This window comes from Rhizobium sophorae (assembly GCF_013087515.1).
Lineage (GTDB): Bacteria > Pseudomonadota > Alphaproteobacteria > Rhizobiales > Rhizobiaceae > Rhizobium > Rhizobium sophorae.
In genome coordinates this window covers 130,705-156,047 of record NZ_JABFCN010000045.1, presented here as the reverse complement: position 1 = coordinate 156,047, position 25,343 = coordinate 130,705, and the positions used below count along the sequence as shown (strand labels likewise).

At 62.5% G+C, this 25,343-nt stretch carries 22 protein-coding genes; 11 read left to right on the top strand and 11 right to left on the bottom strand.

Going from position 1 to position 25,343, the window contains the following annotated elements:
* Positions 1–56: 56 nt before the first annotated feature.
* Positions 57–524, top strand: coding sequence for a BA14K family protein (locus tag G9X64_RS23595; protein WP_168315490.1), 468 nt, complete (start codon positions 57–59; stop codon positions 522–524).
* A gap of 294 nt (positions 525–818) precedes the next feature.
* On the opposite strand, the gene G9X64_RS23590 is transcribed toward G9X64_RS23595, so the two are convergent.
* Complete coding sequence (locus tag G9X64_RS23590) at positions 819–1,814, bottom strand: transporter (protein ID WP_168311035.1); 996 nt, start codon at positions 1,812–1,814, stop codon at positions 819–821.
* Between the two features lie 209 nt (positions 1,815–2,023).
* On the opposite strand from G9X64_RS23590, the gene G9X64_RS23585 reads away from it, so the two are divergent.
* Both G9X64_RS23585 and G9X64_RS23580 read left to right on the top strand, forming a co-directional pair.
* Positions 2,024–3,802 carry an acyl-CoA dehydrogenase family protein gene (locus tag G9X64_RS23585; protein WP_168311034.1) on the top strand — a complete coding sequence of 593 codons (1,779 nt, stop codon included), beginning with the start codon at positions 2,024–2,026 and terminating at the stop codon, positions 3,800–3,802.
* A 9-nt stretch (positions 3,803–3,811) separates the two neighbouring features.
* The gene (locus tag G9X64_RS23580) at positions 3,812–4,567 is read left to right on the top strand and encodes a crotonase/enoyl-CoA hydratase family protein (protein WP_168311033.1); all 756 of its coding nucleotides are present in this window, start codon (positions 3,812–3,814) and stop codon (positions 4,565–4,567) included.
* A 60-nt stretch (positions 4,568–4,627) separates the two neighbouring features.
* Here the strand turns inward: G9X64_RS23580 and G9X64_RS23575 are convergent, their stop codons facing one another.
* Genes G9X64_RS23575 through G9X64_RS23565 form a run of 3 tightly spaced genes read right to left on the bottom strand, consistent with a single transcriptional unit; the run spans position 4,628 to position 7,673 of the window.
* On the bottom strand, positions 4,628–5,638 hold the full coding sequence (locus G9X64_RS23575; RefSeq protein WP_168311032.1) for an MBL fold metallo-hydrolase: 1,011 nt from the start codon (positions 5,636–5,638) through the stop codon (positions 4,628–4,630).
* 2 nt (positions 5,639–5,640) lie between these two features.
* Positions 5,641–6,891 (bottom strand): class I SAM-dependent RNA methyltransferase, encoded by a 1,251-nt coding sequence (locus tag G9X64_RS23570; protein WP_168311031.1) that lies wholly within the window; start codon positions 6,889–6,891, stop codon positions 5,641–5,643.
* Positions 6,888–7,673, bottom strand: coding sequence for a TlyA family RNA methyltransferase (locus tag G9X64_RS23565; RefSeq protein WP_171377452.1), 786 nt, complete (start codon positions 7,671–7,673; stop codon positions 6,888–6,890). The genes G9X64_RS23570 and G9X64_RS23565 overlap by 4 nt, the downstream gene beginning before the upstream one ends.
* Before the next feature lie 93 nt (positions 7,674–7,766).
* Here G9X64_RS23565 and G9X64_RS23560 point away from each other — a divergent pair, with 93 nt between their 5' ends.
* Together G9X64_RS23560 and G9X64_RS23555 are read left to right on the top strand one after the other, a co-directional pair.
* The gene (locus G9X64_RS23560; protein WP_168311029.1) at positions 7,767–8,777 is read left to right on the top strand and encodes a DUF4424 domain-containing protein; all 1,011 of its coding nucleotides are present in this window, start codon (positions 7,767–7,769) and stop codon (positions 8,775–8,777) included.
* 219 nt (positions 8,778–8,996) lie between these two features.
* On the top strand, positions 8,997–10,934 hold the full coding sequence (locus G9X64_RS23555; RefSeq protein WP_168311028.1) for a methyl-accepting chemotaxis protein: 1,938 nt from the start codon (positions 8,997–8,999) through the stop codon (positions 10,932–10,934).
* Between the two features lie 428 nt (positions 10,935–11,362).
* Here the strand turns inward: G9X64_RS23555 and dxs are convergent, their stop codons facing one another.
* The 5 genes from dxs to G9X64_RS23530 all read right to left on the bottom strand — a co-directional run bounded on the left by dxs (position 11,363) and on the right by G9X64_RS23530 (position 16,580).
* A complete protein-coding gene (dxs, locus tag G9X64_RS23550; RefSeq protein WP_168311027.1) occupies positions 11,363–13,279 on the bottom strand; it encodes a 1-deoxy-D-xylulose-5-phosphate synthase in 1,917 nt (638 codons plus the stop codon).
* A gap of 166 nt (positions 13,280–13,445) precedes the next feature.
* On the bottom strand, positions 13,446–14,369 hold the full coding sequence (locus G9X64_RS23545; RefSeq protein WP_017959229.1) for a pirin family protein: 924 nt from the start codon (positions 14,367–14,369) through the stop codon (positions 13,446–13,448).
* A 167-nt stretch (positions 14,370–14,536) separates the two neighbouring features.
* Positions 14,537–15,304: an SDR family NAD(P)-dependent oxidoreductase gene (locus G9X64_RS23540; protein ID WP_168311026.1), complete on the bottom strand. Its 768-nt coding sequence runs from the start codon at positions 15,302–15,304 to the stop codon at positions 14,537–14,539.
* 86 nt (positions 15,305–15,390) lie between these two features.
* Complete coding sequence (locus G9X64_RS23535; RefSeq protein ID WP_003545921.1) at positions 15,391–15,642, bottom strand: exodeoxyribonuclease VII small subunit; 252 nt, start codon at positions 15,640–15,642, stop codon at positions 15,391–15,393.
* Between the two features lie 2 nt (positions 15,643–15,644).
* Positions 15,645–16,580, bottom strand: coding sequence for a histone deacetylase family protein (locus G9X64_RS23530; RefSeq protein WP_168311024.1), 936 nt, complete (start codon positions 16,578–16,580; stop codon positions 15,645–15,647).
* Positions 16,581–16,868: 288 nt separating this feature from the next.
* Here G9X64_RS23530 and G9X64_RS23525 point away from each other — a divergent pair, with 288 nt between their 5' ends.
* The gene (locus G9X64_RS23525) at positions 16,869–17,270 is read left to right on the top strand and encodes an acyl-CoA thioesterase (RefSeq protein WP_168311023.1); all 402 of its coding nucleotides are present in this window, start codon (positions 16,869–16,871) and stop codon (positions 17,268–17,270) included.
* A 22-nt stretch (positions 17,271–17,292) separates the two neighbouring features.
* Entirely contained in the window at positions 17,293–17,715 is a 423-nt protein-coding gene (locus G9X64_RS23520) for a hypothetical protein (protein WP_168311022.1), read from the top strand.
* Positions 17,716–17,861: 146 nt separating this feature from the next.
* Here the strand turns inward: G9X64_RS23520 and G9X64_RS23515 are convergent, their stop codons facing one another.
* Positions 17,862–18,512 carry a GntR family transcriptional regulator gene (locus G9X64_RS23515; protein WP_168311021.1) on the bottom strand — a complete coding sequence of 217 codons (651 nt, stop codon included), beginning with the start codon at positions 18,510–18,512 and terminating at the stop codon, positions 17,862–17,864.
* 164 nt (positions 18,513–18,676) lie between these two features.
* Here G9X64_RS23515 and G9X64_RS23510 point away from each other — a divergent pair, with 164 nt between their 5' ends.
* The 4 genes from G9X64_RS23510 (at position 18,677) to G9X64_RS23495 (ending at position 24,814) form a co-directional block, all read left to right on the top strand.
* A complete protein-coding gene (locus tag G9X64_RS23510) occupies positions 18,677–20,101 on the top strand; it encodes a malonyl-CoA decarboxylase (protein ID WP_168311020.1) in 1,425 nt (474 codons plus the stop codon).
* Positions 20,098–21,612 carry a malonate--CoA ligase gene (locus tag G9X64_RS23505; RefSeq protein WP_168311019.1) on the top strand — a complete coding sequence of 505 codons (1,515 nt, stop codon included), beginning with the start codon at positions 20,098–20,100 and terminating at the stop codon, positions 21,610–21,612. The genes G9X64_RS23510 and G9X64_RS23505 overlap by 4 nt, the downstream gene beginning before the upstream one ends.
* Before the next feature lie 96 nt (positions 21,613–21,708).
* Positions 21,709–23,055, top strand: coding sequence for an SLC13 family permease (locus tag G9X64_RS23500; protein ID WP_171377451.1), 1,347 nt, complete (start codon positions 21,709–21,711; stop codon positions 23,053–23,055).
* Between the two features lie 214 nt (positions 23,056–23,269).
* Positions 23,270–24,814 carry a methionine--tRNA ligase gene (locus tag G9X64_RS23495; RefSeq protein ID WP_168311017.1) on the top strand — a complete coding sequence of 515 codons (1,545 nt, stop codon included), beginning with the start codon at positions 23,270–23,272 and terminating at the stop codon, positions 24,812–24,814.
* A 142-nt stretch (positions 24,815–24,956) separates the two neighbouring features.
* Here G9X64_RS23495 and G9X64_RS23490 read toward each other — a convergent pair whose 3' ends face one another.
* The gene (locus tag G9X64_RS23490) at positions 24,957–25,331 is read right to left on the bottom strand and encodes a DUF3307 domain-containing protein (protein WP_168311016.1); all 375 of its coding nucleotides are present in this window, start codon (positions 25,329–25,331) and stop codon (positions 24,957–24,959) included.
* Positions 25,332–25,343 lie beyond the last annotated feature (12 nt).

Below are 25,343 nucleotides of genomic sequence, written 5' to 3'. Positions count from 1 at the left end.
CGGGCGCGAACGCGTTGCTGGGCAGGCGGTGATCGCTGTTGAATGGGAGTTGAAGCATGATCGGGCTGAGAAACAAGATCGCGACTGCAGTTCTGGCTGCCGCCGTGGTTCTGACGGGTTTTGTACCGTCGCAGGCAATCCAGATGCCCACCGCCCCGCAGGTGGAAAAATCCTCCGACGTCGAGAACGTCCAGTACCGCCGTTACTATCGCCCCGGTTACCGTCCGGGCTATCGCCCCGGCGCCTATTACCGGCCCGGCTACTACGGCGGCTATCGCGGCTATTCCTATTACCGCCCGGGCTATCGCAGCTATAACGGCTACTGGTATCCGCTCGCCGCCTTCGGCGCCGGCGCGGTCATCGGCGGCGCCATTGCCGCGCAGCCGCGTTACGTTGCACCTGCGCCCCGCATGGGTTCGAGCCACGTCGCCTGGTGCGCCAACCGCTACCGGTCATACCGCGCCTACGACAACACGTTCCAACCCTACAACGGCCCGCGTCAGCAGTGCTATTCGCCGTATTGAGGCAGGAAGCGCGCCGCGCTTCCGATTGGTCTGTGTCAATGCGATGTAACGTGATGCGATAGCCGCAACGCCGCTGCATCGGCGGCGAGTTCGGCAGGAACGTTACCCCACCCTCCGTCATCCTCGGCCTTGAGCCGAGGATCCATGCCCGCTGCTGATGGAGGAGGCCTGCGTGGATCCTCGGGGCAGGCCCGAGGATGACGGAGAGTGGGGTGAGCTTTGTGGCAAATACCACGACGTTTGATGGATTAGGAGCGGACCCGCGCGCCCCCGGTCACGCCCGCACATCTACCCTCAAAGAATATCCACCCGCCTCAGCAGCCACCAGGCAAATGCAATGGAGGCGACGATGAGCACGACGGCGTATTCCGTGCCGTAGTCGCCAACGGCGAAAGGCAGGTTAGCCGTGTTCATGCCGAAGAAGCCCGTCACCAGTGTCGGCGGCAGCAGGAAGGCCGTCATGATCGACAGCAGATAGAGGTGACGGTTGGTTTCGGAGGACTGTTTCGAATCGATTTCTTCGTGCAGCAGGCGTGCCCGATCCTGCAGCGCATAGATATCGTGGTCGACCGTTTCCAGTCGGCTGGTCAGCCGCCGCGCTACGTCGTCGAAGCCGAAGGGCATCTCGTCCTCGTCGGCCGCCGCCGCCCGGCGCATCAGCGCCAGCACCGTGCGCAGATGCCGATGCAGCCTGACCACGGTGCGCCGCACCGGCGCCAGGCGCCGGCGTTCATCGCGCTGCGCGCTGTCGTAGACGATATCCTCGATCTGGTTCAACTCTTCGGTGAGTTCGATGACGATCGCAATCAGCGTGCGCTGGAATTCGATCACCAGCAGTTCGAAGAGATCGACCGGCCGGGAAAATTTGCCCGGATTCTTGTCGATCAGCGCCCGCGCGCGTTCGACGCTGCGCAGCGGCTGCAGCCTTGTGGTGATGATGAAGCGGTCGGACATGGCGAAATGCAGCCAGCCGAGATTGTTGGTATCCTGAGCGAAATCGCGCTGACAGTCGACGAGGGTACCATAGAGCATCTGCTCGTCGACGGTGATGGCCGCATGCGTATCCCGCGTCGTCAGCGCCGATTTCGCGTCCTCCGTCAGCCCGTCCAGCGTATCGAGCAAGGCCGGTACGCGGGCGTCGACAAGGTTGAGGTGCAACCAGTAGAAACAGTTATCGGCGGTCAGTTCGGCCACCGTCGCACTGTTGTTCAACCGCACTGCGGTCTTTTCATCCGGCGAGAAGCGATAGGCCCAGACGAAACCGGGTATGTTGACGGGCAATGTATCCATTGGTCGCCGGTCCTTTGCGAGGGCGATATCATTCCTTGAAGTGTCTCCATGACGTCTATTTATGCAACGGTGCAAGAGTAAAGCGACATCTCAGCCAAACTATCGCATGACCATTGAAGAAATCGAAATTGACGTTTACGTAAAAATCAATTAGCCCTTGCCTCGGAGGGGCTTTGCCGCGCGCGAGGCCGGTCTGCGGAGGAAAAACCATGTACAAGGCGCCCGTCGAGGAAATCGCGTTCACGTTGAAGCACGTAGCGGGCATGGACGAGGCGATTTCAAAAGGGTTGCTCGGCGATCTCGGCGAGGATCTCGTCGATGCGATCTTGGCCGAAGCGGGACGTTTTGCCACAGAGGAAGTGGCGCCTCTCGCCGACATCGGCGACCGCCAGGGCGCCCGTCTGGTGGATGGCGAGGTCAGGCTGCCGGACGGCTGGCGCGATCTCTATCGCAACTGGATTGCCGGCGGCTGGAACGGCCTGACGGCACCCGAGGCTTTCGGCGGTCAGGCCTTGCCGCATATGCTGAACGTCGCGGCCCTCGAAATGTGGAATTCCGGTTCCATGGCCTTCGCACTTGCCCCGACGCTGACGATGGGCGCCATCGAGGCGGTTAGCACGCATGGCAGCGCTGCGCTGAAAGAGAAATATCTGGAGAAGATGGTCTCAGGCGAATGGACCGGCACCATGAACCTGACGGAGCCCCATGCCGGTTCCGATCTCGGCGTGCTGAAAGTCCGCGCCGAGCGCAGCGACGACGGCAGCTACCGCCTCTTCGGCCAGAAGATCTTCATCACCTGGGGCGAGCATGACGCGGCCGACAATATCATCCATCTGGTGCTGGCCCGCCTGCCGGATGCGCCGGCCGGCACACGCGGCATTTCGCTCTTCCTGGTGCCGAAATTCCTGGTGAACGACGACGGCTCGCTTGGGCCCCGCAATGATCTCTTCTGCCATTCGCTGGAGCACAAGCTTGGCATCCATGGCTCGCCGACCTGCACGATGATCTACGGCGACGGAAAATTCGGCGATGAAAAGGGCGCTGTGGGATGGCTGGTCGGCGAGGAGAACAAAGGACTGGCCTGCATGTTCACGATGATGAACAATGCCCGCCTTGCCGTCGGCATGCAGGGCGTGGCGATCGCGGAGGCCGCCACGCAGAAGGCTGTCGCCTATGCCAGGGAACGCACCCAGGGCAGGGCGCCCGGCTGGACGGGCGCCGGCATGAGCCCGATCGTCGAACATCCCGATGTCGCCCGCATGCTGCTGACCATGAAGGCGCTGACGCAAGGGGCGCGCGCCATTTCCTATGCCTGCGCCCATGCGATCGACATGTCCCACCGGGCAAGCGATGACCGTCGCCACTGGCAGGAGCGCGCCGCCCTGTTGACGCCGATCGCCAAATCCTTTTCGACCGATGCCGGCGTCGATGTCGCCTCGCTCGGCATCCAGGTGCATGGCGGCATGGGCTTCATCGAGGAGACCGGCGCGGCGCGTTATCTCCGCGATGCCCGCATCGCCCCGATCTACGAGGGTACCAACGGCATCCAGGCGATCGACCTCGTCACCCGCAAGCTGCCGCTCTCCGGCGGCGATCAGGTGAAGGGCTTCATCGCCGAGCTTAAGCAGATCGCCGATGGCGTCCGCCGCTCCAATCTCAACGGTTTCGGCGAGACCGCTGTGAGGCTCGATACGGCCATCGCCGATTTCGAACAGGCGACCGCCTGGCTGATCAAAACGCTTGCCGATGACAAGGCCGCCGAGGCGCTCTCGGGTGCCACCCCCTATCAGCGCCTGTTCGGGCTGGTGCTGACCGGCTGTTATCTTGCCAAGGGCGCTCTCGCCGAGGGAGCCGATGGGGCAGGCGACAACCGCATCGCGCTCTGCCGCTTCGCTGCCGAAAACCTGCTTGCCGAGACCGCAGCCCTTCGGGACCGGGTCGTCAATGGCGCGGCAAGCCTTGCCGCCGCCCGCATCCTGCTTGCCTGAGGAGACCTTATGACCGATCACATCATCGTCGAGCAGCCTGCAGCCCATCCAGGCGTGCAGCTGATCCGCTTCAACCGGCCGGAGAAGAAGAACGCCATCACCCGCGCCATGTACCGCACCATGGCCGATGCGCTGAATGCGGCCAACACAAATCCCGGCATCCGCGCCACCGCCTTCCTTGGCACCGAAGGCTGCTTTTCGGCCGGCAACGACATGAACGATTTTCTGGGTGCCGCAATGGGCGGCCGCGGCCTGGAGCAGGAAATTCTCGATTTCCTCTATGCGCTGGTGAATGCCGAAAAACCCGTCGTCTCGGGCGTCGACGGCCTTGCGATCGGCATCGGCACGACGATCCATCTCCATTGCGACCTGACCATCGCCTCCAGCCGCAGCCAGTTTCGCACACCCTTCGTCGATCTGGCGCTGGTGCCGGAGGCCGGTTCCAGCCTCGTCGCGCCGCGGCTGATGGGCCATCAGCGCGCCTTCGCCCTGCTTGCCGCCGGCGAAGCATTCTCGGCAGAGGAAGCGAAGGAAGCCGGCCTCGTCTGGAAGGTCGTTGAGTCAGGCGAGGTCGATTCTCTGACTTTGGCCACGGCTGCAAAGCTCGCCGCCAAGCCGCCGGAGGCGTTGCGCATCGCCCGCGACCTCATTCGTGGCGATCGCGGCGAGATCATCGCCCGCATCGACGAGGAGGCCCGCTATTTCTCCGCGCGGCTGAAAAGTGCCGAGGCCCGGGCGGCCTTCGAAGCCTTCATGCGCCGCTGAGCATCGCCTGGCATCGCTTTGCGGCGATCGACACCAACACCGGGAGCAAGCCGATACCGATTAGACCGCCGGCACATTGAATACTTCGCCGGCCCTGAGCGGCCGGAACCGTTCCGGGGAAATTTCATGCTCGCTCATTGCGTCTTGCAACGCTTTTGCCGGCGCGTCGACCGCTTCATTTGTCAGTTGGAACGTGGCGAAGTGATGTCCGGCCACATAGGCCGCATTGGCCAGTTTCATCCCGATCACCGCCTCCTGCGGATTCTGGTGCTGCCCTTTCATGAACCAGCGCGGCTCATATGCGCCGAAGGGTAAAATGGCCAAGCGAAAGCCGCCATGCTTCTGCTGTGCCGCTTTGTAATTGATGCCGTCGTGAAAGCCCGTATCTCCGACGTGATAAATTTTTCCGGCTGGCGTCGACAAAACGAACGACGCCCAGAGTGCCATCCGGCGATCGGCGGTTCCGCGAGCGGACCAATGGTGTGCAGGCTCCGCATCAATGCTTATTCCGGCGTGCGAAATGCGCTCGCCCCAGTCCATCGATGTCGTCTGCATATCGGGCACGGCACGGCGAATGATCGTGTCATTGCCGAGTGGCGTCACGACACGCGGCCGATGCTTCGCACGCAACCGTCTGAGCGTTGCGATATCGAGATGATCATAATGATTGTGCGACACCAGCACGAGATCAATTGGCGGTAAATCATCGAACGCGATGCCCGGTGGAACGACGCGCTTGGGTCCCGCAAAAGCGAAGGGACTCGCGCGCTCTGACCATACCGGGTCGGTGAGGATATTGAGCCCAGCGACCTGCACGAGCATTGTTGCATGGCCAACCATGGTCACCCTTAGATCCTCGCCGTCGACGCGTGGATCCGGCTTGGCCGCCGCGTACGGACTTGGGACCGACCGCGGCCAACGCTCACGGCCACCGCCGAATTGCCACCGCAGCAGATCGCGGAAACCAAGGGGCTCAATACCTTCGGGATTGAAGAAATGCGTGCCGTCGAAGTGATCGGACACTGGACCATTATAGTAGGGGTTGCGTGTTTTGGTCTTTCCGACAGCCACGCCTATTTCTCCAGCGTCGCCACCACCTCGACATGCGAGGTCCAGAGGAACTGGTCGATCGGCGTCACTTGCGTGATCCGGTAGCCTCCCTCGACGAGGATCGCGAGATCCCGCGCCAGCGTCAGCGGATTGCAGCTGACGGCGACGATCCTCTTCACGCCTGAGCGGGCAAGCTCCTGGCACTGGAACTCGGCACCGGCGCGTGGCGGATCGAAGACGACGGCGTCATAGGGCTTGAATTCCTGCGTCATCAAAGGACGGCGGAAGAGATCGCGCTTTTCGACGGTGACCGGTTTCAGCCCTTGCGTGTTGCGGGCCGCATGGTCGAGTGCTGCGAGCGCCTTAGCTTCGGCTTCGACGGCGTGCACGCGGCCGATCCGCGCCAGCCGCAGTGAAAATGTGCCGGAGCCGGCAAAGAGATCGGCGATCCGCTTCGCCTTGCCGGCATGAGCAATGACCAGCTCGGCCATCGCCTCTTCCGCCGGCTTCGTCGCCTGGGTGAAGCCGCCCGGCGGTGGTGAAACCTGGACGCCGCCGAATTCGACCATCGGTTTCGACGGCTCGACGAGGATTTCGCCGTTCAGCGAAACACGGGCGATGCCGCGCAGGCTGAGCGCGGTCTCGATCGCCTTGCGCCGCTGCGGATCGGAGAGTTTCTTCACGTCGTCGACGGAGATGTCGAGGCCGGAAAGCGTTTCGAGCACGGCGACGCGGAAGGGTTCGGCACTGGTCGCCAGCGATGCAGCAATCGCCCTGATCGCCGGCAGCCGGGCGATGATCCCTGCCGACGAGATCGGACATTCCTCGATGGCGACGATATGGTGGCTTTCGGCCTGGTTGAATCCAACAAGCATGTCCTTCTCGGTCTTGCGCGCCGCAAACACCACGCGCCGCCGTTCGCCCGGCCGGGCCGGAACGATCTCGCCGACCTCCGGCGTCAGCCCCTTGGATTTCAACGCGTCGATGACCAGTTGGCGCTTGAAGGCGCGGTAGGACGCATCTGCCATATGCTGCAGCGTGCAGCCGCCGCAGGTGCCGTTGACGCCATCCGGGCCGAAATGGCGGCAGGGCGGCTCCTGCCGGTCGGGCGAGGGCGTCGTGATCGACATGATCGTGCCCTGGCTCTTGACGCGGGCGATCGCTACGGTTTCGCCGGGCAGGGAAAAGGGTACATAGACAGACCCGCCGGCGCTGCTGGCGATGCCGTCGCCCTGGGCGCCGAGCTTCTCGATCGTGACGGTTTCGGTGCTCACGGTTTCAATCCTGCCAGAAGGAATTCCTGATTGCCGTCGCCGCCGGAAATCGGGGAGGGGATGAGGCCAAGGCTTTTCCAGCCCATATCCTCGGTGAACCAGCGCTCCAATTCTGCAGCGACGGCGGGAGCGGACGAGGGGTCCTTCAGCATCCCGCCCTTGCCGATCGCCTCGCGCCCGGCCTCGAACTGCGGCTTGACCAGCAGCACGGCGACAGCGCCGGGTTCGGCGATCTCAAGGGCCGGCGCGAGCGCCAGCTTCAGCGTGATGAAGGAGACGTCGGAAACGATGAAGGTGGCGGGATGGTCGATATCGTCTGCCGTCAGGTTACGGGCGTTGAGGCCCTCCCTGTTCGTCACCCGCGGATCGCCTGATATGCGTGGATGCATCTGCCCATGGCCGACATCGATCGCGGTGACATGCGCGGCACCGCGCTGCAGCAGCACCTCGGTGAAGCCGCCGGTGGAGGCACCGACATCGAGACAGTGATGGCCGGCAGGATCGAGCCGGAAATGGTCGAGGGCCGCGGCAAGCTTCAGCGCGGCGCGCGAGACATAATCCTGCGCCGGATCGTCGATCTCGATTGCGGCGTCTGCGCTAAACAGCGCGCCCGCCTTCGTGACCACCTGGCCGCCGATCCTGACAGTGCCGCGCTGCACGGCGTCGCGGGCGCGCGAGCGGCTGGCAAAGAGGCCGAGGGAGACGAGAAGCTGGTCGAGACGTTGGGTGTTTTGATCTGACATCGGCTGTGCATGACCGGCAAAGCCGCCGGTTGCAAGCATTTTGTTCCCAAGACCGTCATTGACCCTCAAAAGCTTTCGGCGATAATCCCACCGCGGCGATCGCGGGGCGTGCCGCAGACACGGGGGTGTTCCATGCTGAAGCTCTTCACTCTACCTGTCTCGGTGGGGCTTGTCGCGGCGGGGATCGTATCGTCCGCGCTCGCGAACGATACTCTGGCAGAGATCAAGACCGGCGGGCTGATCTTTGCCCAATCCGACGATGTCAGCATGGCGGAAGAGGATCTCTTCATCTCCGCTTCGGAAGTGCGTGTCGACTACGTCTTCGAGAACAGCTCCGACAAGGATGTCGAAAGCCTGGTCGCCTTTCCAATGCCTGACTTAACAGGTCAGGTCGACAACAATTCCGCCATCTCCGATTATGACAGCGATAATTTCCTGCATTTCTCGACTGTGCAGGATGGCAGTCCGATCACCGCCAAGCTGCAGCAGCGCGTCGTCTCGCTCGGCATCGACGTGACCGACGAGTTTGCCAAGCAGGGCATCCCCGTCTTGCCCTACAGCCAGAAGACGACCGAGGCGCTCGCCAAGCTTCCCGAAACCGTCCGCAAGGACTGGATCGCCCGCGGCCTCGTTTATCCCATGGGCGCCGGCGATGCCAAGGCCGATCTCGTACCGCTCTGGACGCTGCGCTCGACCTATTGGTGGCGCACCACCTTTCCGGCGAAGAAGAAGGTCAGCGTAGCGCACCGTTACAAGCCGGCCGTCGGCGGCACCGTCACCATCAGCTTTCTCGAAAGTGGCGAGCCGAAGGGTGAGCGCTTCGAGGAATATTCCCGCAAATACTGCCTCGACGAAGATTTCGTCCGGGTTGCCCAGCAGCGCGCGCGGGAAGCCGAGGCCGGAGGCGCCAACTATACCGAAAGCTGGATCTCCTATGTGCTGTCGACCGGCGCCAACTGGGCGGGGCCGATCAAGCGCTTTCAGCTGACGATCGACAAGGGCAAACCCGGCAGCCTCATCAGCTTCTGCGGCAGCAATGTTCAGAAGATCGGCCCGACGACCTTCCGGATGACGGCAGAGGATTTCGATCCCGAGAAGGATTTCGACATTCTGATCCTCAATCCGCCGGCGGCGGCGCAATAATCATCAGCCCTGGCCGCTGCTGCGATGCACAAATTTAAACAAATTTAAAGCCTGCCCGGATAGGTTCGGCGTGATTGTAGCGGTTCATCCAAGCCGCTCGGCGCCATGACGGCGCAAGTGTTTGCACATCGATCATGTTCTCAGCTTCAAATATCCCGGCGGTTGCGTCTCGCGCGACCTGCCTCTCGCCGCGCCGACTGTCGTCAGGAGAAATCACCGATGTCCGCCAAAAACATATCCTTGAACGGTAAGCTTGCGGCCACGTTCGCAGCCCTCATTCTCATTTTCGTCGCCGTTTCCGCCTTCGTTTATTCCAAGGCGACGGCGTCCGCTGCCGCGTCTGCCGAGCAGGAAAAGTCCGAGCTGCTCGTCAACCAGATCGACGATGCGCTGCAGGCGATGCTCGAACAGGCCGTCAACCTGCGTGGCTTCATCCTCTTCCGCAGCGACAGCACCTATGGCGATGTCTTCACCAACCGCGAGCGCATGCTGAAGGCGATTGCCGCCGCCAAGCAGACGGCGGCCGGCGAGCCGCAGCTGGTCGAGATGATCGACGGCATGCAGAAGGCCGCCGATCTCTATTTCCATGAACTTGCCGAGCCGCAGACCAAGGCGCGCAAGGAAACCGACATGCCGATCGAAGAGGTCGTCAAGATCGGCGTCAACGCCACCAAGGGCCAGCTCGACGGCTTCCGCCAGGCTTCGGCCAAGATCAAGGCCACCGCGCGGGAAAAGTCGGAAGCGCTGGCCGCGATCCGCGCCGATGCCAACAGCCATCTGAAGACGACGCTGCTTGCCGGCGGCATCCTCGCCTCGCTTGCCGCCGCCGTGCTCGCCTGGCTGATGTCGCGCACGATCGTCCGCCCGGTCGTCGGCATGACTGCGGCCATGGATCGTCTCGCCGGCGGTCAGAACGACATCGAGGTTCCGGCTGTCGAGCGCGGCGACGAAATCGGCCGCATGGCTCAATCCGTCCTGGTCTTCAAGCAGGCGGCGATCGAGAAGCTGCGTCTTGCCGGCGAGACCGACCGCATGCGCGACGACGCCGAGCGCCAGCGCCGGGCAGGCGACGAGCAGAAGGCGCGCGAGGAAGGCGAGCTCCGCCATGCCATCGACGCTTTGGCGGGCGGCCTTGCCGAACTTGCCAATGGCGATATGGCCGGTCGTATCCAGACGCCGTTCGCCTCGCAATATGACAGCCTGCGCAACGACTTCAACCACGCCGTCGAAAAGCTGCAGGCGGCACTGCAATCGGTCGGCCGCAACGCTTCGGCGATCAATGCCGGCGCCGGCGAAATCCGCTCCGCCGCCGACGATCTCGCCCACCGCACCGAGCAGCAGGCTGCCGCCGTCGAACAGACCGCCGCAGCGCTCGAGGAAGTGACCACGACCGTCCGCGACAGCGCCAAGCGCGCTGAGGATGTCGGCAATCTCGTCGAGCGCGCCCGCCTCGGCGCCGAGAAATCAGGCGAAGTCGTCCGCAAGGCCGTCTCTGCCATGCAGCAGATCGAGAAGTCCTCGGGCGAAATCTCCAATATCATCGGCGTCATCGACGACATCGCTTTCCAGACCAATCTTTTGGCCTTGAATGCAGGCGTCGAAGCGGCCCGCGCCGGCGATGCCGGCAAGGGCTTTGCGGTCGTCGCCCAGGAAGTGCGCGAGCTCGCCCAGCGCTCGGCGAAGGCCGCCAAGGAGATCAAAGCGCTGATCACCACCTCGGGCGAACAAGTCGTCGCCGGCGTCGGCTTGGTCGGCGAGACCGGCAAGGCGCTGGAGGTCATCGTCTCCGAGGTGCAGGAGATCAACCACCACGTCAGCGCCATCGTCACCGCCACGCGCGAACAGTCGATCGGCCTGCAGGAGATCAACACCGCCGTCAACAACATGGACCAGGGCACGCAACAGAACGCCGCTATGGTCGAAGAGCAGACCGCAGCAAGCCATGCGCTCGCCCAGGAGGCAAACGCCCTCGAAGAATTGCTGCGCCAGTTCAAGCTAGGCCAGGTGGCCCCGACGCCGCGCGCTGCCGCCGCCGGCACGAGCTCCCGCCCGGTCGCCTCTCCCGCCCACGCCCTGACCCGCACCGTCGCCAAGGCCTTCGGCGGAAGACAGGCGAGTGCTGCGGCGACCGTTCAGGAGGAGTGGACGGAGTTCTGAGAGGCAGCCTTCTTAGGAAGGGATGTCAAATCAAGAGGGCGGCGCAGTGATGCGCCGCCTTTTTATTGGATGGACCGCTATGATAAGCACGAGAAACGCAACGTTATCCGCTGTTTCGACGGCGAGTTTGGCTGGGACATCTCCTCACTCTCCGTCATCCTCGGCCTTGAGCCGAGGATCCATGCCCGCTGCTGGTGTGGAGGTCAGCGTAGATCCTCGGGTCAAGCCCGAGGATGACGGAGGATGGGGTGGCTCCTGGAGCAAGTATAGCGATGGGCGGAGTAGAAGGAGGCATTGCGCCTCCCGCCGGTCGTGCTCCTCAATCTCCTTCAGGACTCGAGTCCTATCGGTGCCCGTAGGGTGAATGAGGGGCCTTGACACGGCATACCCTCAAAGAGGCCATCACACGGCACGCCCTCACCAAAGCATTATCCCGCAACCCCAACCGCAACACCGCGCCCCAGCGCCCTGAACACCGTCGAGACGATGCCGGCGCGGTCGAGGCCGGCGTGAGCGTTCATGGCTTCGGGCTTGGCCTGCTCCATCCAGATGTCGGGCATGACGAGCGAGCGCAGCTTCAGGCCGTTGTCGAGCAGGCCCTCGGTGGCGAGGAAATGCATCACATGGCTGCCGAAGCCGCCGATCGAGCCTTCCTCGACGGTGATGACAATCTCGTGGTGGCGGGCAAGCTGGCGGATTAGGTCGCGGTCGAGCGGCTTGGCGAAACGCGCATCGGCGACTGTCGTCGAAAGCCCCGCGGCATCGAGATCCTCGGCGGCGAGCAGACAATCGGCAAGCCTTGTGCCGAAGGAGAGCAGCGCAACCTTGGTGCCTTCCTTGACGATGCGGCCCTTGCCGATCTGCAGGATTTCGCCGCGTGCCGGCATGTCGACGCCGACACCTTCGCCGCGCGGATAGCGGAACGAGATCGGCCCGCCATCATAGGCGACAGCCGTGCGCACCATATGCTTGAGTTCGGCCTCGTCGGCCGCCGCCATGACCACGAAGCCGGGCAGGGTGGTGAGGAAGGCGGTGTCGAAGGAACCGGCATGGGTCGGCCCGTCGGCGCCGACGAAGCCGGCACGGTCGATCGGAAAACGCACCGGTAGTCCCTGGATCGCCACGTCGTGCACGACCTGGTCGTAGGCGCGCTGCAGGAAGGTGGAATAGAGGGCGGCGAAGGGCTTGTAGCCTTCCGCTGCCAAGCCGGCGGCGAAGGTCACGGCATGCTGCTCGGCAATGCCGACGTCGAAACAACGCGACGGAAAGGCCTCGGCGAGCTTGTCGAGACCGGTACCGTTGGGCATAGCGGCGGTGATGCCGACGATCTTGTCGTCGAGGGCGGCTTCCTGCACCAGCGCTTCGGCAAAGACGCTGGTATAGCTCGGCGCATTCGGCTTGACCCTTGCCTGGGCGCCGGTGATGACGTCGAACTTGTTGACGCCGTGATATTTGTCGGCCGCAGCTTCCGCCGGCGGATAGCCCTTGCCCTTCTGGGTGACGACATGGATCAGCACCGGCCCGCGCCCATTGTCGCGCACGTTGCGCAACACAGGCAGCAGGTGGTCGAAGGAATGCCCGTCGATCGGCCCGATATGGTAAAAGCCCATCTCCTCGAACATCGTTCCGCCGGTGACATAGCCGCGCGCATGCTCGACGGCGCGGGTGATCGCCCGGTCGATGTTCTTGCCGAGATAGGCCGTCAGCTTCTTGCCGAAGTCACGGAAGCCCATATAGGTGCGACCGGAGGCAAGGCGCGCGAGATAGGCGCTCATGGCGCCCGTCGGTGGCGCGATCGACATGTCGTTGTCGTTGAGGATGACGATGAGCCGCGCATCGAGGGCACCCGCATTGTTCAACGCCTCATAGGCCATGCCGGCCGACATCGCCCCGTCGCCGATGACGGCGATGACGCGGCGGTCTGATTTGTCGAGGTCGGCGGCAATCGCCATGCCGAGGCCGGCCGAGATCGAAGTCGAAGAATGCGCCGCGCCGAAGGGATCATATTCGCTTTCGGCCCGGCGGGTGAAGCCGGAGAGCCCGTCTTCCTGGCGCAGCGTCCGGATGCGGTCACGCCGGCCGGTGAGGATTTTGTGCGGATAACATTGATGGCCGACATCGAAGATCAGCCGATCATCAGGTGTGTCGAAGACGCTGTGAATGGCGATCGTCAATTCGACGACGCCGAGACCGGCGCCGAGATGGCCGCCGGTGCGCGACACCGCATCGATCATTTCATCCCGGACTTCGCGGGCGAGCTGCGGCAGGTCGCGATCCTCGAGCTTGCGCAGGTCGGCGGGGTAGATGACCTGGTCGAGCAGGGGGGTCTTCGGCAGTTGTGTCACGGGCGGGCGCTCTTTCTTGCTTTTCCTTGCTCCGCTTTTATTCGATTAGATTGCGGCAAAACAAGTGCATTTCAGGAACCGAAGCTTTTCACCTTAGAGCATGATGACGGAAAGTGTGAACGGTTTTCGGCGGATATCCTGGTCTATTTCTCTCATTTCGTGTCGCTCAGCCCTCCGGCAAAGGCACGAATTCCTCTTCATCCCCCGGCACGATATCGAAGCGGCCGGTGCGCCATTCCTCCTTGGCCTGTTCGATCCGCTCCTTCGAGGAAGAGACGAAATTCCACCAGATATAACGTTTCGAATTGAGCGCCGCACCCCCGAAGAGCATCAGGTGGCAGCCATCGCGGCCGGCTTCCAGCGTGATCGCATCGCCCGGCCGGAAGACCAGCAGCTGGTCGGCGGCAAAACGGTCGCCTGATATGACGACCTCGCCCGAGAGCACATAGACGGCGCGCTCTTCGTGGCCCGCGCCGAAGGGAAATTTGGCGCCCGGCTGCAGGTCGAGATCGACATAGAGCGTGTCGGAGAAAACGCCGACCGGCGATGTCATGCCTTCGAACGAGCCGATGACCACGCGCCCACGCACGCCTGCCGTTTCGATCAGCGGCATGGCGGATTTTTCCGTATGGGCGAAGGCGGGATCGATCTCCTCCTTGTCATCGGGCAGCGCCAGCCAGGTCTGCAGCCCCGACATCAGCAGCGGATGACCGCGCAGATTGTCGGGCGTGCGTTCGGAATGGACGATGCCGCGGCCGGCCGTCATCAGGTTGATATCGCCGGGACGGATGACCTTTTCGGTGCCGAGGCTGTCGCGATGGCGGATCTCGCCGTCGAACAGATAGGTGACCGTTGACAGTCCGATATGCGGATGCGGCTTGACGTCGAGGGCCTCGTCCGGCTTCAGGATCGCCGGTCCCATGCGGTCGAAGAAGATGAACGGCCCGACCAACCGCCGCTGCCGGCTGGGCAGCGCGCGGCGCACCTGGAAACCGCCGATATCGCTGGTGCGTGGGATGATCAGGTTCTCGATCGCGTCGCAGGCGAAGGCATCGCCGGGCAGGGGATCTTTACCGGGAAAAAAGGACATGAGGGATCTCCGATCGCTACAGGGCCGCGCGTCATCGCCCACAGATAGCGCCTGGAGCGCCGCGCGTCCAATCGGATGCGCAAAGACGCTCCAACACTGGAAAGCGCGCCGCCCGTCCAATCGGACGCGTAAAGGACGCTCCGGCATTGGAAAGCGCGGCAATTGGCTCAGATCGCGGTAAAACCGTTGTCGACGAAGAGATGGGCGCCATTGACGAAGCTCGACTCGTCGCTGGCGAGATAGAGGGCGGCCCGGGCCACATCTTCAGGTTCGCCGATCCGCCCCTGCTGCGCGGCAATGGCGGCATCCGAAACGTCGACGCCGAGCGCCTGCAGATCGGCCACCTCGCGCAGACCATGCGGCGTGCGGATGAAGCCGGGGCAGACGGCGTTGCAGCGGATGTTGCGGTCGCGGAATTCCACCGCGATGGCGCGGGCAAACATATGCACGGCACCCTTGGTCGTGTCGTAAAGCACTTCCATCGGCGTGGCGGCAACCGCCGAGATCGACGAGGTGCAGACGATCGATCCGCCGCCGCTGGCAATCATCTTCGGCAGCACGGCCTTGGTCATCAGGAACATCGAGCGCACGTTGACGGCGTGCAGCCAATCCCATTCCTCAACGGTCGTTTCCAGAAAAGGTTTGATGACGATCGTGCCGGCATGATTGAAGAGCACGGTCACCGCGCCGTAACGCTCCTCGACACCGGCGACGGCGGCATTGACGGCGGCTTCGTCCGAGACATCGGCCGTCCAGCAATCGGCCTCGCCGCCGGCGTCACGGATCGCTTGGACGGTCTCGGCCGCCGCCTGGCCATTGCGGTCGATGATCGCAACACGCGCGCCTTCCGCTGCAAAAAGCTTCGAGGCGGCACCGCCCATGCCGGTCGCGCCCCCCGAGATAATGGCGACCTTACCCTTCAACCTGTCCGTCATTATTACGTCCCCTCATCGTTTTGCAAGGGGATCATAGATCGGCCGGAAGCCGATAGCCAAGCACCTTCGAAAGGGAGTTTGCCGCCTCAGGCGCCGTCCAGCGGCTCGACGCCCTGCGGCTTGCCGGCGCGGTCGAGCCGGATCTTCTCGATGCGGTTTTCGGCGGCCGAAAGCAGCGTCTCGCAATGTTTCTTCAGCGCTTCGCCGCGCTCATAGATCTCGATCGATTCATCCAGCGCCACGTCGCCGCGTTCCAGCCGGGCGACGATGCTTTCGAGTTCGGCAACCGCCTTTTCGAAGGAAAGGCCGGACACCTCCGGCTTGGCGCTGTCAGTCATTCTCAACCCTTCATCATTCTCAGAATATGCATGCCCGCCGATTCGGCGAGTCCCTCGAGATCATAACCGCCTTCGAGCAGGCTGACGACCCGGTTCTTCGCGTGCCGGTCCGCCAGTTCGAGTACACGTCCGGTCGCCCAGTCGAAATCCTCGCCGGTCAGATTGATCTGCGCTAAGGGATCGCGGTGATGCGCGTCGAAGCCGGCGGAGATGATGATGAGATCCGGCCGGAAATCGTCAAGCGCGGGCAGTACGCGCGATTTGAACGCCTCGCGAAAATGGTCGCTTCCGACATTCGGCGACAGCGGTGCGTTGACGATGGTGTTGTGCTTGCCCTTCTCGTCCTTGGCGCCGGTGCCGGGGTAGAGCGGCATCTGATGCGTCGAGCAGAACAGCACCGAAGGATCGTCCCAGAAGATATCCTGCGTGCCGTTGCCGTGATGCACGTCCCAGTCGACGATGGCGATGCGCTCGGCGCCATGCGCCTTCTGCGCATGCCGGGCGGCGATCGCCGCATTGTTGAAGAAGCAGAAGCCCATCGCCGTCATCTTCTCGGCATGGTGCCCCGGCGGGCGGGCAGCGACGAAGACATTGTCGGCCCGGCCGGTAAAGACGTCGTCGACCGCAGCCATCGCCCCGCCAATGCCGGTCAGCGCCGCCTGCAGGCTCTTGCTGCTGGCATAGGTATCGGCTTCGATCTGGTTGATCTCCCCCTCTTCCTCGGGGATTTCCCGCATGACGGCGGTTAGATGCTCCTCTGGATGGGCAAGCAGCACCGCATCCTCGTTCGCCTGCGGCGCCTGCCGGCGCTCCAGCCGCTCGAAATTCGGATGTTCCAGCGCGACATTGATGGCGCGAATCCTGTCCGATCGCTCCGGATGGCCGGCGGGCGTCACATGTTCCAGGAAGATCGGGTGTTCATAAAGACGGGTGCTCATGAAGACACTCTATCGGTCGCTTATGTCATGTGCCACAGCAGATGGGGCATCGCCTGACGATTTCAACAAGCGCTCTTGCCGCGCCGTCCGACCCTTCGCCTATCACAACTGTCTCGTTCGCGCCGTTTCCGTCAATCAGGTCCGTGGCTACTGCACCGCATCCTTTCAGGCGCGTGGAGGACACTGTAACACTTTGAACTATTGCGTCATTCTATCCTTAAGCCAGTTCCGGTATAAGCAATTATGCAGTAGTGTTACCATGGGGAACTGAGTAGGGCAGATCTGTTGATGAGTCAGTCGAAACGCCCGGATGTGGCGGAAATACGCGTGCCGTTTCGCGATGTCGATATGAACGGCCAGATGTTTCTGGCCTCCTATATTTCCTATGCCGAATCCGTCCTGGCAGGCTTCTGGTCGTCACGGCCCGATGTCGATGACGAACCCGTCTATAGCCCCAGCAAGGTTTCCTGCATGCTTCACCGTCCGCTGCACTATGACGAGCCGGCAACCTTCACCGCCACCATCGACAAGATCGGCATGCATTCCATCGGCTTCCTCATTTCGATCGACGCCGGGGAGGAGCGCGCCGCCGAGGTCGAGATCATCTGGCAGGCCCGCACCCGCGAGGACCAGTCGCCGGCCTCGCTGCCGGAGGAGACGCGCGACTGGCTTTATCGGTTTTTGGATTAGGGTCTGGGAGAGGAGCCGTTCGGTGAAGCGACTTTCAATGCTCGCTACTGGCCTGTTGCTTGTGTCCGTCAGCACCGCTTGGAGTGATGATGAGGCTCCCCGTCCCTATCAAGGTCCTCTTTTCTTCAACGGCGAGGGTTACGTCAGCACGCGCTTTATAAGCGCAATCGCACCGCTAGGTGACGGTTCTCCCGTCTATGCGGGTGCCAAGCCGGGGGGCGGAAAGGTACTCGCAGTGCTGCACTCAGAGCCTGGTCCAGGAGTTCGTGCCGTTCATGTCGTTCCGAATGAAGACATCGTGGTAGTGGTGATCGCGCCGAAGCGCACCGGTCTTATAGGATGGAAGGGCTGGATCAGATTTACGGTTGTGACCGAACGCTTTCCGGACGGAAACGAGGTTTCTCGGACGTTTCCAGCCTTCCTCGAGAAAGTCGAAAGCAAGTAAGCCGATTCTGGAGTTGCCCCAGCTCTGATCTCTGAAAGCGACTGGATGAGCTAGAGATCCGCGCAAAGCTAAGAGATCGTGCAGCGGCTTTAATCTCCGTCACGGACAGCAAACCAACGCGATCCTGCTTATGTCACGCTGTCGCCTCATCTGGCCGCCATGCTGGCGACCAGATCGCTGAACCTCTCTCCCTGAATGCCAACATGCGCCCGCAGCAGGCGGCGGGCTTCGTCGCCGTCTCCGGCAAAGATCGCGTCGACGATGGCGCAATGTTCTGAGAAGGAGGTCGACAGGCGGTTGCGTACGCGCAGCTGGAGGCGGCGATAGGGCCGCAGGCGGCGGTGCAATTGCAGACATTGCTCCTCCAAGAATTCGCTGCGGCCGGCTGCGTAGATGGCCTTATGGAATTCCTCATTGTCGTAATAATAGGCATCGCTGTCACCGGCGGCGGCCGATTGCTCGCAGCGGCTGTGGGTAGCGGTGATCGCTTCCCGGGAAGCCTTGTCCAGTCGTCGGGCGGCGAGCGACCCGGCCAGGCCCTCCAGCTCGGCCATCACCTCGAACATCTCATAGACGCGGTGCGGCCCCGGATCGATGACGATGGCGCCTCTGCGCGGTCGGATTTCGATGAGGCCGATCGCATCGAGCTGCATCAGCGCCTCGCGCACCGGTGTGCGGGAGACCCCGAAACGCGTCGCAAGCACCGTTTCGTCGAGCCGCTCACCGGGGGAGAACTCGTTGGAAAGAATTGAATTTTCAATCTCATCCCGAAGCCATCGGCCGACATTCTCGGACATCTGTCTCACTTCCATCATACACAAACGCAATTCTTGTATACACGATCATTGACCTCGTGTACGAAGAGTGGCATTCTACATACTACCGATGAAACCCGACGATGGGAAGCAGCCGTAAAAACGGTCCGCCCCGAAGCCGGGCGGCAGAAGAGAGGAGAGATGGCATGTCTGAGGCTTCCTTCTTCACCGACATGCTGCAGAGCATCACGGATCGTGGACGCCAGCTTCTGTTTTCCGGCTCGCGCGCCACGCAGGTCGCAGCCAAGGCCGATCTCCAGACACTCTGTGAAATGCTGCTATCGAGCCGGGGCGAAGCCTCGGGCATGGCGCTTGCGGCCGAGATACTGGATCGATGGGGCGCGCTCGACAGCGAGGGCGCGCAGGCATTCCTCCATATGCTGCATGAAAAGTTCGGCCCTGACACGACCAAGCTCGACCAGGCGATCGAAAACTACCGCACCGATAAAAGCTCTGCCGCGGTCATCGCGCTCCACCAGGCAGCCGAGCCGCGGCGACAGGAGCTTCTGCGCCGATTGAATCACGCGCCGAACGGCACCGCCAAGCTTGTCCGGATGCGTGAGCAACTGCTTGCTTCCAAAGACCAATCCGAAGGTTATCACGCGCTCGACGCCGACTTCACCCATCTGTTCGGCTCCTGGTTCAACCGCGGCTTCCTGACGCTGCGCCCCATCGACTGGACGACGCCGGCTTACATCCTTGAAAAGATCATCAAATACGAAGCCGTGCACGAGATCGCCGGCTGGGAGGAGTTGCGCCGTCGTTTGGCGCCGGCCGACCGCCGATGCTTTGCCTTCTTCCACCCCCGGCTGGTTGACGAGCCGCTGGTGTTCGTCGAGGTGGCGCTGACACGATCCGTGCCGAGCGCGATCGGCGATGTGCTGGTCGAGGGCAGGGAGCAGATCAACGCCGACGAGGCGACGACGGCCGTCTTCTATTCGATCTCCAACTGCCAGGATGGCCTGCGCGGCATCTCGTTCGGCAACTTCCTGATCAAGCAGGTCGTGGAAGACCTGCGCAGAGACCTGCCTGGCCTGAAGAATTTCGTCACGCTGTCGCCCGTGCCGGGCTTTACCCGTTGGCTTGCCAAGGCGCGTGCCTCGACCGCCGATCGGTTGCTGCCGGAAGCGGCCCGCGAAACACTGATGGCGCTGGACGATCCGAACTGGCCCGACGACGAGAAGACGGCGACGGAAGTGGAGCGCGTATTGCTGCCTCTTGCGGCGCGCTATTTCCTGACCGAACGGACACCGGAGGGCCGCCCGGTCGATCCTGTCGCCCGCTTCCATCTCGGCAACGGCGCTCGACTGGAAAGACTGAATTTTCTCGGCGACCGCTCGGCCAAGGCGATGCAGCAGGCCCACGGCCTGATGGTCAACTACCTCTACAAGCTCGACGATATCGTGGCCAACCACGAGGCCTTAGCGCAGCGCGGCGAAGTGATTGCCTCGCCTGCCGTCAAAAACCTGCTCGGCCAGAACGACGAAAGCCGCCGCGGCGGCAATGGCCAGCAAGGCTCCCGGCCATTCCAACAAATAGTGAACTCAACGCTTGGAGGAGGGCGAAAGTGAGCAACCATCTTTTCGACGCCATGCGGGCGGCTGCGCCCGGTGACGCACCGTTCATCCGGATCGATGACACCCGCATATGGACCTATGACGACGCTTTCGCTCTTTCCGGCCGCATTGCCAGCGCGATGGACGCGCTCGGCATTCGCCCCGGCGACCGGGTGGCGGTGCAAGTCGAGAAAAGCGCCGAGGCATTGATCCTCTATCTCGCCTGCCTTCGAACCGGCGCCGTCTACCTGCCGCTCAACACCGCCTATACGCTGGCCGAGCTCGATTACTTTATCGGCGATGCGGAGCCGCGTTTGGTGATTGTTGCGCCGGCCGCCCGGGAAGGCGTTGAGACGATCGCCAAGCCCCACGGTGCGATCGTCGAAACGCTCGATGCCGACGGTAGCGGCTCGTTGCTGGATCTCGCCCGCGATGAGCCGGCCGACTTTGTCGATGCCTCGCGTTCCGCCGATGATCTGGCTGCGATCCTCTACACCTCGGGAACGACGGGACGCTCCAAGGGGGCGATGCTCACCCATGGGAACCTGCTCTCGAACGCCCTGACCTTGCGGGATTATTGGCGCGTCACATCAGGTGATCGGCTGATCCACGCCCTGCCGATCTTCCACACCCATGGGCTGTTCGTCGCCACGAATGTCACGCTGCTCGCCGGCGCCTCGATGTTCCTGCTGTCGAAATTCGACGCCGACGAGGTCGTTTCGCTGATGCCGCAGGCAACCATGCTGATGGGCGTGCCGACTTTCTACGTGCGCCTGCTGCAAAGCCCGCGCCTCGACAGAGCGGCGGTCGCCAACATCCGCCTGTTCATTTCCGGTTCGGCGCCGCTGCTGGCAGAAACACATACCGAGTTCCACGCCCGTACCGGTCACGCCATTCTCGAGCGCTACGGCATGACGGAAACCAATATGAACACGTCCAACCCCTATGAGGGGAAACGGATTGCCGGAACGGTCGGCTTCCCGCTGCCTGATGTGACGGTGCGTGTCACCGATCCCGCCACCGGGCTCGAGCTGCCGCCTGAAGAAACGGGCATGATCGAGATCAAAGGGCCGAACGTCTTCAAGGGCTATTGGCGCATGCCGGAAAAGACGGCGGCCGAGTTCACGGCAGATGGATTCTTCATCAGCGGCGATCTCGGCAAGATTGACCGGGACGGCTATGTCCACATCGTCGGCCGCGGCAAGGACCTGGTGATTTCCGGCGGATACAACATCTATCCGAAAGAGGTCGAAGGCGAGATCGACCAGATCGAGGGTGTGGTTGAGAGCGCTGTGATCGGCGTGCCGCATCCCGATTTCGGAGAAGGCGTAACGGCTGTCGTCGTGCGCAAACCCGGCGCTGTCCTCGATGAGAAGACCATCGTCAGCGCCCTCCAGCAACGTCTCGCCCGCTACAAACAACCCAAGCGCATTATCTTTGCCGAGGACCTGCCGCGCAACACGATGGGCAAGGTTCAGAAAAATATCCTGCGGCAGCAATACGCCGATCTTTACACAAGGACGTAAGAGGACCGCGCCCTCTGGGAGGAGGGTGCGTCGACATCCCGCATCAATCTTGAACACAACAGCTACGGCGCTGGAGGCGTCGGAGGGAGGGGAATCATGGGTATTGAATTACTGGCCATAGGCCTGCTGGTCGCCATGTTCATCATTGCGACGATCCAGCCAATCAACATGGGTGCGCTCGCCTTTGCCGGCGCCTTCGTGCTCGGCTCGATGATCATCGGGATGAAAACCAGCGATATTTTTGCCGGCTTTCCGAGTGATCTGTTCCTGACGCTCGTCGCCGTCACCTATCTCTTCGCCATAGCGCAGATCAACGGCACGATCGACTGGCTCGTCGAATGTGCCGTCCGCCTGGTGCGCGGGCGGATCGGCTTGATTCCCTGGGTGATGTTCCTGGTCGCCGCCATCATTACCGGTTTCGGTGCTCTTGGGCCTGCTGCGGTCGCCATTCTCGCACCCGTCGCGTTGAGCTTTGCCGTGCAATACCGCATTCACCCTGTCATGATGGGCCTGATGGTCATCCACGGCGCGCAGGCAGGTGGCTTTTCGCCGATCAGCGTCTATGGCGGAATCACGAACCAGATCGTTGCGAAGGCCGGTCTGCCTTTCGCTCCGACCTCCCTGTTTCTCTCCAGTTTCTTCTTCAACCTGGCGATCGCGGTGCTGGTCTTCTTCATTTTCGGCGGCGCAAAAGTGATGAAGCAGGACGCCGCATCGCTTGGCCCCTTGCCCGAACTCCATCCCGAGGGCGTATCGGAGTCGATTAGAGGTCACGGCGGCACGCCGGCAAAACCGATCAGAAAGCATGCCTATGGTACGGCGGCCGATACAGCGACGACGTTGCGCCTGAACAGTGAGAGAATTACCACCCTGATCGGCCTGACGGCGCTCGGCATCGGCGCCCTGGTTTTCAAGTTCAATGTCGGCCTCGTCGCCATGACCGTGGCTGTCGCCCTGGCGCTGCTGTCACCGAAGACCCAGAAGGCGGCTATAGACAAGGTCAGCTGGTCGACCGTGCTGCTGATTGCCGGCATCATCACCTATGTCGGCGTCATGGAGAAGGCCGGGACGGTCGATTACGTGGCGAACGGCATATCCAGTCTCGGCATGCCGCTGCTGGTGGCGCTCCTGCTTTGCTTCACCGGCGCCATCGTCTCGGCCTTTGCCTCCTCGACCGCGCTGCTCGGCGCGATCATCCCGCTCGCCGTTCCGTTCCTCCTGCAAGGACACGTCAGCGCCATCGGTGTGGTCGCGGCGATCGCGATCTCGACGACGATCGTCGATACTAGCCCATTCTCCACCAATGGCGCGCTTGTCGTCGCCAATGCACCGGATGACAGCCGTGAGCAGGTGCTGCGACAGTTGCTGATCTACAGCGCCCTGATCGCGATCATCGGCCCGATCGTCGCCTGGTTGGTGTTCGTCGTGCCCGGGCTGGTGTGACGGGCTGGCAACGAGCGCGCTTGTTCGAAACGGCTCTTGATGCTAGGAAAATCGCATGGACAACACCGTGATCAGCACTTTCGTGATGATGATGCCGCGCTCATAGCGTGGCGGGTTTCGTGCGTCCATAATGCACCAGAGACCGCCCTCGAGGCGGTCTTTTCATGGGTCGATCCGTCTCGCGGGCAATAACAGCCTTCGAAAGGAAACACCGATGAACAAGATCTACATCACCACCTCGATCCCCTATGTGAACGCCGCGCCGCATGTGGGCTTCGCCCTCGAACTCGTCCAGGCCGACGCTTATGCCCGCCATTTCCGGCTTCTCGGCCACGACATCAGGTTCCAGTGCGGAACCGACGACAACAGCCTGAAGAATGTGCGTTCGGCGGAAGCCGCCGGGGTGCCGGTCAAGGACTTCGTGAACGCGAACGCCGACAGGTTCGAGCGCCTTGGCGGGCTGCTCGATATCTCCAACGAGGAATTCGTCCGCACGTCCCGCGATCAAAGGCATATCGCCTGCGTCCACGCCTTGTGGAAGGCATGCGCTGGAAATGGCGACCTCTATCGCAAGGCATATGAGGGTCTCTACTGCGTCGGCTGCGAGCAATTCTACGAGCCGTCGGAACTCGATGATGGGCGCTGCCCGGAACATGGGCTTGCCCTTGAGACCATCCGCGAGGAGAACTGGTTCTTCCGTCTCTCGCGATACGGCGACCGGCTGCTTGCGCTCGTCGAGACCGGCGAGCTTCGGATCGTTCCAGCCCATCGGCGCAACGAGGTTCTTGCCCTGCTGCGGCGTGGCCTGAGCGACATCAGCGTGTCGCGCAGTTCGGAGCGGGCGCGAGGCTGGGGCGTTCCCGTCCCCGATGGAGATGAGGTCGTCTATGTCTGGTTCGATGCCCTGGCGAACTATCTCACAGGTCTCGGGCACGGCTCCGATCCAACCCTGCTGCAGCACTATTGGAACGGCGGCCAGCGCATCCACGTCGTCGGCAAGGGCATCTCCAAGTTTCACGCCATCTACTGGCCGGCCATCCTCTTGTCCGCAGGGCTGCCGCCGCCATCGTCGATCCTCGTGCACGGCTACGTCACGGTGGACGGCAGGAAGATCGGCAAGTCGGCCGGCAACGGCATCGATTCGGAACGCATCATCCAATCTTACGAAACGCCGGACGCGCTGCGATATTACCTGCTCCGGCATATACGCTCGGGAGATGATGGCGACTTCTCCGCCGAACGTCTCGACGCCGCGTGGTCGGGCGAACTCGCGGGGCAGCTCGGGAATCTCGCCAACCGGGTGCTTGCGCTTCTGTCCACGTCATTCGACGGCATCGTTCCGCCCGTGCCGGACAGCGCGTTCGTGGACGAGGCTGCCCGCCTTCCGGGGAAGGTGGCTAAAGCCTTCGATGCCTACGAGCTCCATGTCGGCCTTGCCGATATTTTCGCGTTTATCGGCGAGGCGAACAGGCGGTTTACACAACGCGCGCCGTGGGCGGATGCAAAAGCCCTGCTTGCCGATCTCACGCTCGAAGATCGGAAGGCGACCGCCGCGCGTCTCGGCGCTTGCCTGGCCGAGCAGGTCTACGGCCTTGCGGTCGTTGCCCGCTGCCTCCTGCCATTCCTGCCAAGCTCGGCCGCAAAGCTGCATTCGAGGCTGGGAATTCCATCGCCTCTCCTCTACCGGGAACCCCTGATCGTCGGCGGGACCCAAGCCGCTCCGCAAGCTGTCCTCTTTCCGCAAAGAGCGGCGGCTTGAAGGGAGGCAGCTCGAGACCAGCGACCCTGCGCTGCAACCAAGGCAGCGCAGGGTTCGAGCCTAACGGCGGTAAGAGAGGGTAGTCATCCTCGTGCAGATCGCACTGACAGCAGACATCTGGAGGATCGATCAAAACTCTGTGTCACATCGCAGCAGCCAAAATCCCAGTGTAGGTCAAATGATGCAACAACTGATCGGCTCCGTGCGCGGCCCAGTAAGGACGGGTTGTCACGGCAGCCGGATGGCGGCGTGAGTGAACCGCCTTTAAATGATCAATGGTGAAGTGAATTAGAAATTCGGCTAGCGCCAAGATCGCGAGCGTCACGCCATCCAACCCGAAGAAAAACAATCCCGGAAGGCTGCCTGCGACGTGGATCGCTGCATGGATATAGCCGCCCGGATGGCGGATGTCGCCCTTGCCCTGCAGAATCCAGATCGGCTGCAAGAGATAGTCGGCGGCGAAATGCTTGACCTGCAGCCAGGCGAGTAGGCCAATAAGGGAAGATGCACTTTCCATGATCCTTCCTCC

Excerpts from the sequence above, each read along its gene's own strand:
- G9X64_RS23595 (WP_168315490.1), top strand. The coding sequence starts at position 57 with ATGATCGGGCTGAGAAACAAGATCGCGACTGCAGTTCTGGCTGCCGCC.
- G9X64_RS23590 (WP_168311035.1), bottom strand. The coding sequence starts at position 1,814 with ATGGATACATTGCCCGTCAACATACCCGGTTTCGTCTGGGCCTATCGC.
- G9X64_RS23585 (WP_168311034.1), top strand. The coding sequence starts at position 2,024 with ATGTACAAGGCGCCCGTCGAGGAAATCGCGTTCACGTTGAAGCACGTA.
- G9X64_RS23580 (WP_168311033.1), top strand. The coding sequence starts at position 3,812 with ATGACCGATCACATCATCGTCGAGCAGCCTGCAGCCCATCCAGGCGTG.
- G9X64_RS23565 (WP_171377452.1), bottom strand. The coding sequence starts at position 7,673 with ATGCTTGCAACCGGCGGCTTTGCCGGTCATGCACAGCCGATGTCAGAT.
- G9X64_RS23560 (WP_168311029.1), top strand. The coding sequence starts at position 7,767 with ATGCTGAAGCTCTTCACTCTACCTGTCTCGGTGGGGCTTGTCGCGGCG.
- G9X64_RS23555 (WP_168311028.1), top strand. The coding sequence starts at position 8,997 with ATGTCCGCCAAAAACATATCCTTGAACGGTAAGCTTGCGGCCACGTTC.
- G9X64_RS23545 (WP_017959229.1), bottom strand. The coding sequence starts at position 14,369 with ATGTCCTTTTTTCCCGGTAAAGATCCCCTGCCCGGCGATGCCTTCGCC.
- G9X64_RS23540 (WP_168311026.1), bottom strand. The coding sequence starts at position 15,304 with ATGACGGACAGGTTGAAGGGTAAGGTCGCCATTATCTCGGGGGGCGCG.
- G9X64_RS23535 (WP_003545921.1), bottom strand. The coding sequence starts at position 15,642 with ATGACTGACAGCGCCAAGCCGGAGGTGTCCGGCCTTTCCTTCGAAAAG.
- G9X64_RS23530 (WP_168311024.1), bottom strand. The coding sequence starts at position 16,580 with ATGAGCACCCGTCTTTATGAACACCCGATCTTCCTGGAACATGTGACG.
- G9X64_RS23525 (WP_168311023.1), top strand. The coding sequence starts at position 16,869 with ATGAGTCAGTCGAAACGCCCGGATGTGGCGGAAATACGCGTGCCGTTT.
- G9X64_RS23515 (WP_168311021.1), bottom strand. The coding sequence starts at position 18,512 with ATGTCCGAGAATGTCGGCCGATGGCTTCGGGATGAGATTGAAAATTCA.
- G9X64_RS23510 (WP_168311020.1), top strand. The coding sequence starts at position 18,677 with ATGTCTGAGGCTTCCTTCTTCACCGACATGCTGCAGAGCATCACGGAT.
- G9X64_RS23500 (WP_171377451.1), top strand. The coding sequence starts at position 21,709 with ATGGGTATTGAATTACTGGCCATAGGCCTGCTGGTCGCCATGTTCATC.
- G9X64_RS23495 (WP_168311017.1), top strand. The coding sequence starts at position 23,270 with ATGAACAAGATCTACATCACCACCTCGATCCCCTATGTGAACGCCGCG.
- G9X64_RS23490 (WP_168311016.1), bottom strand. The coding sequence starts at position 25,331 with ATGGAAAGTGCATCTTCCCTTATTGGCCTACTCGCCTGGCTGCAGGTC.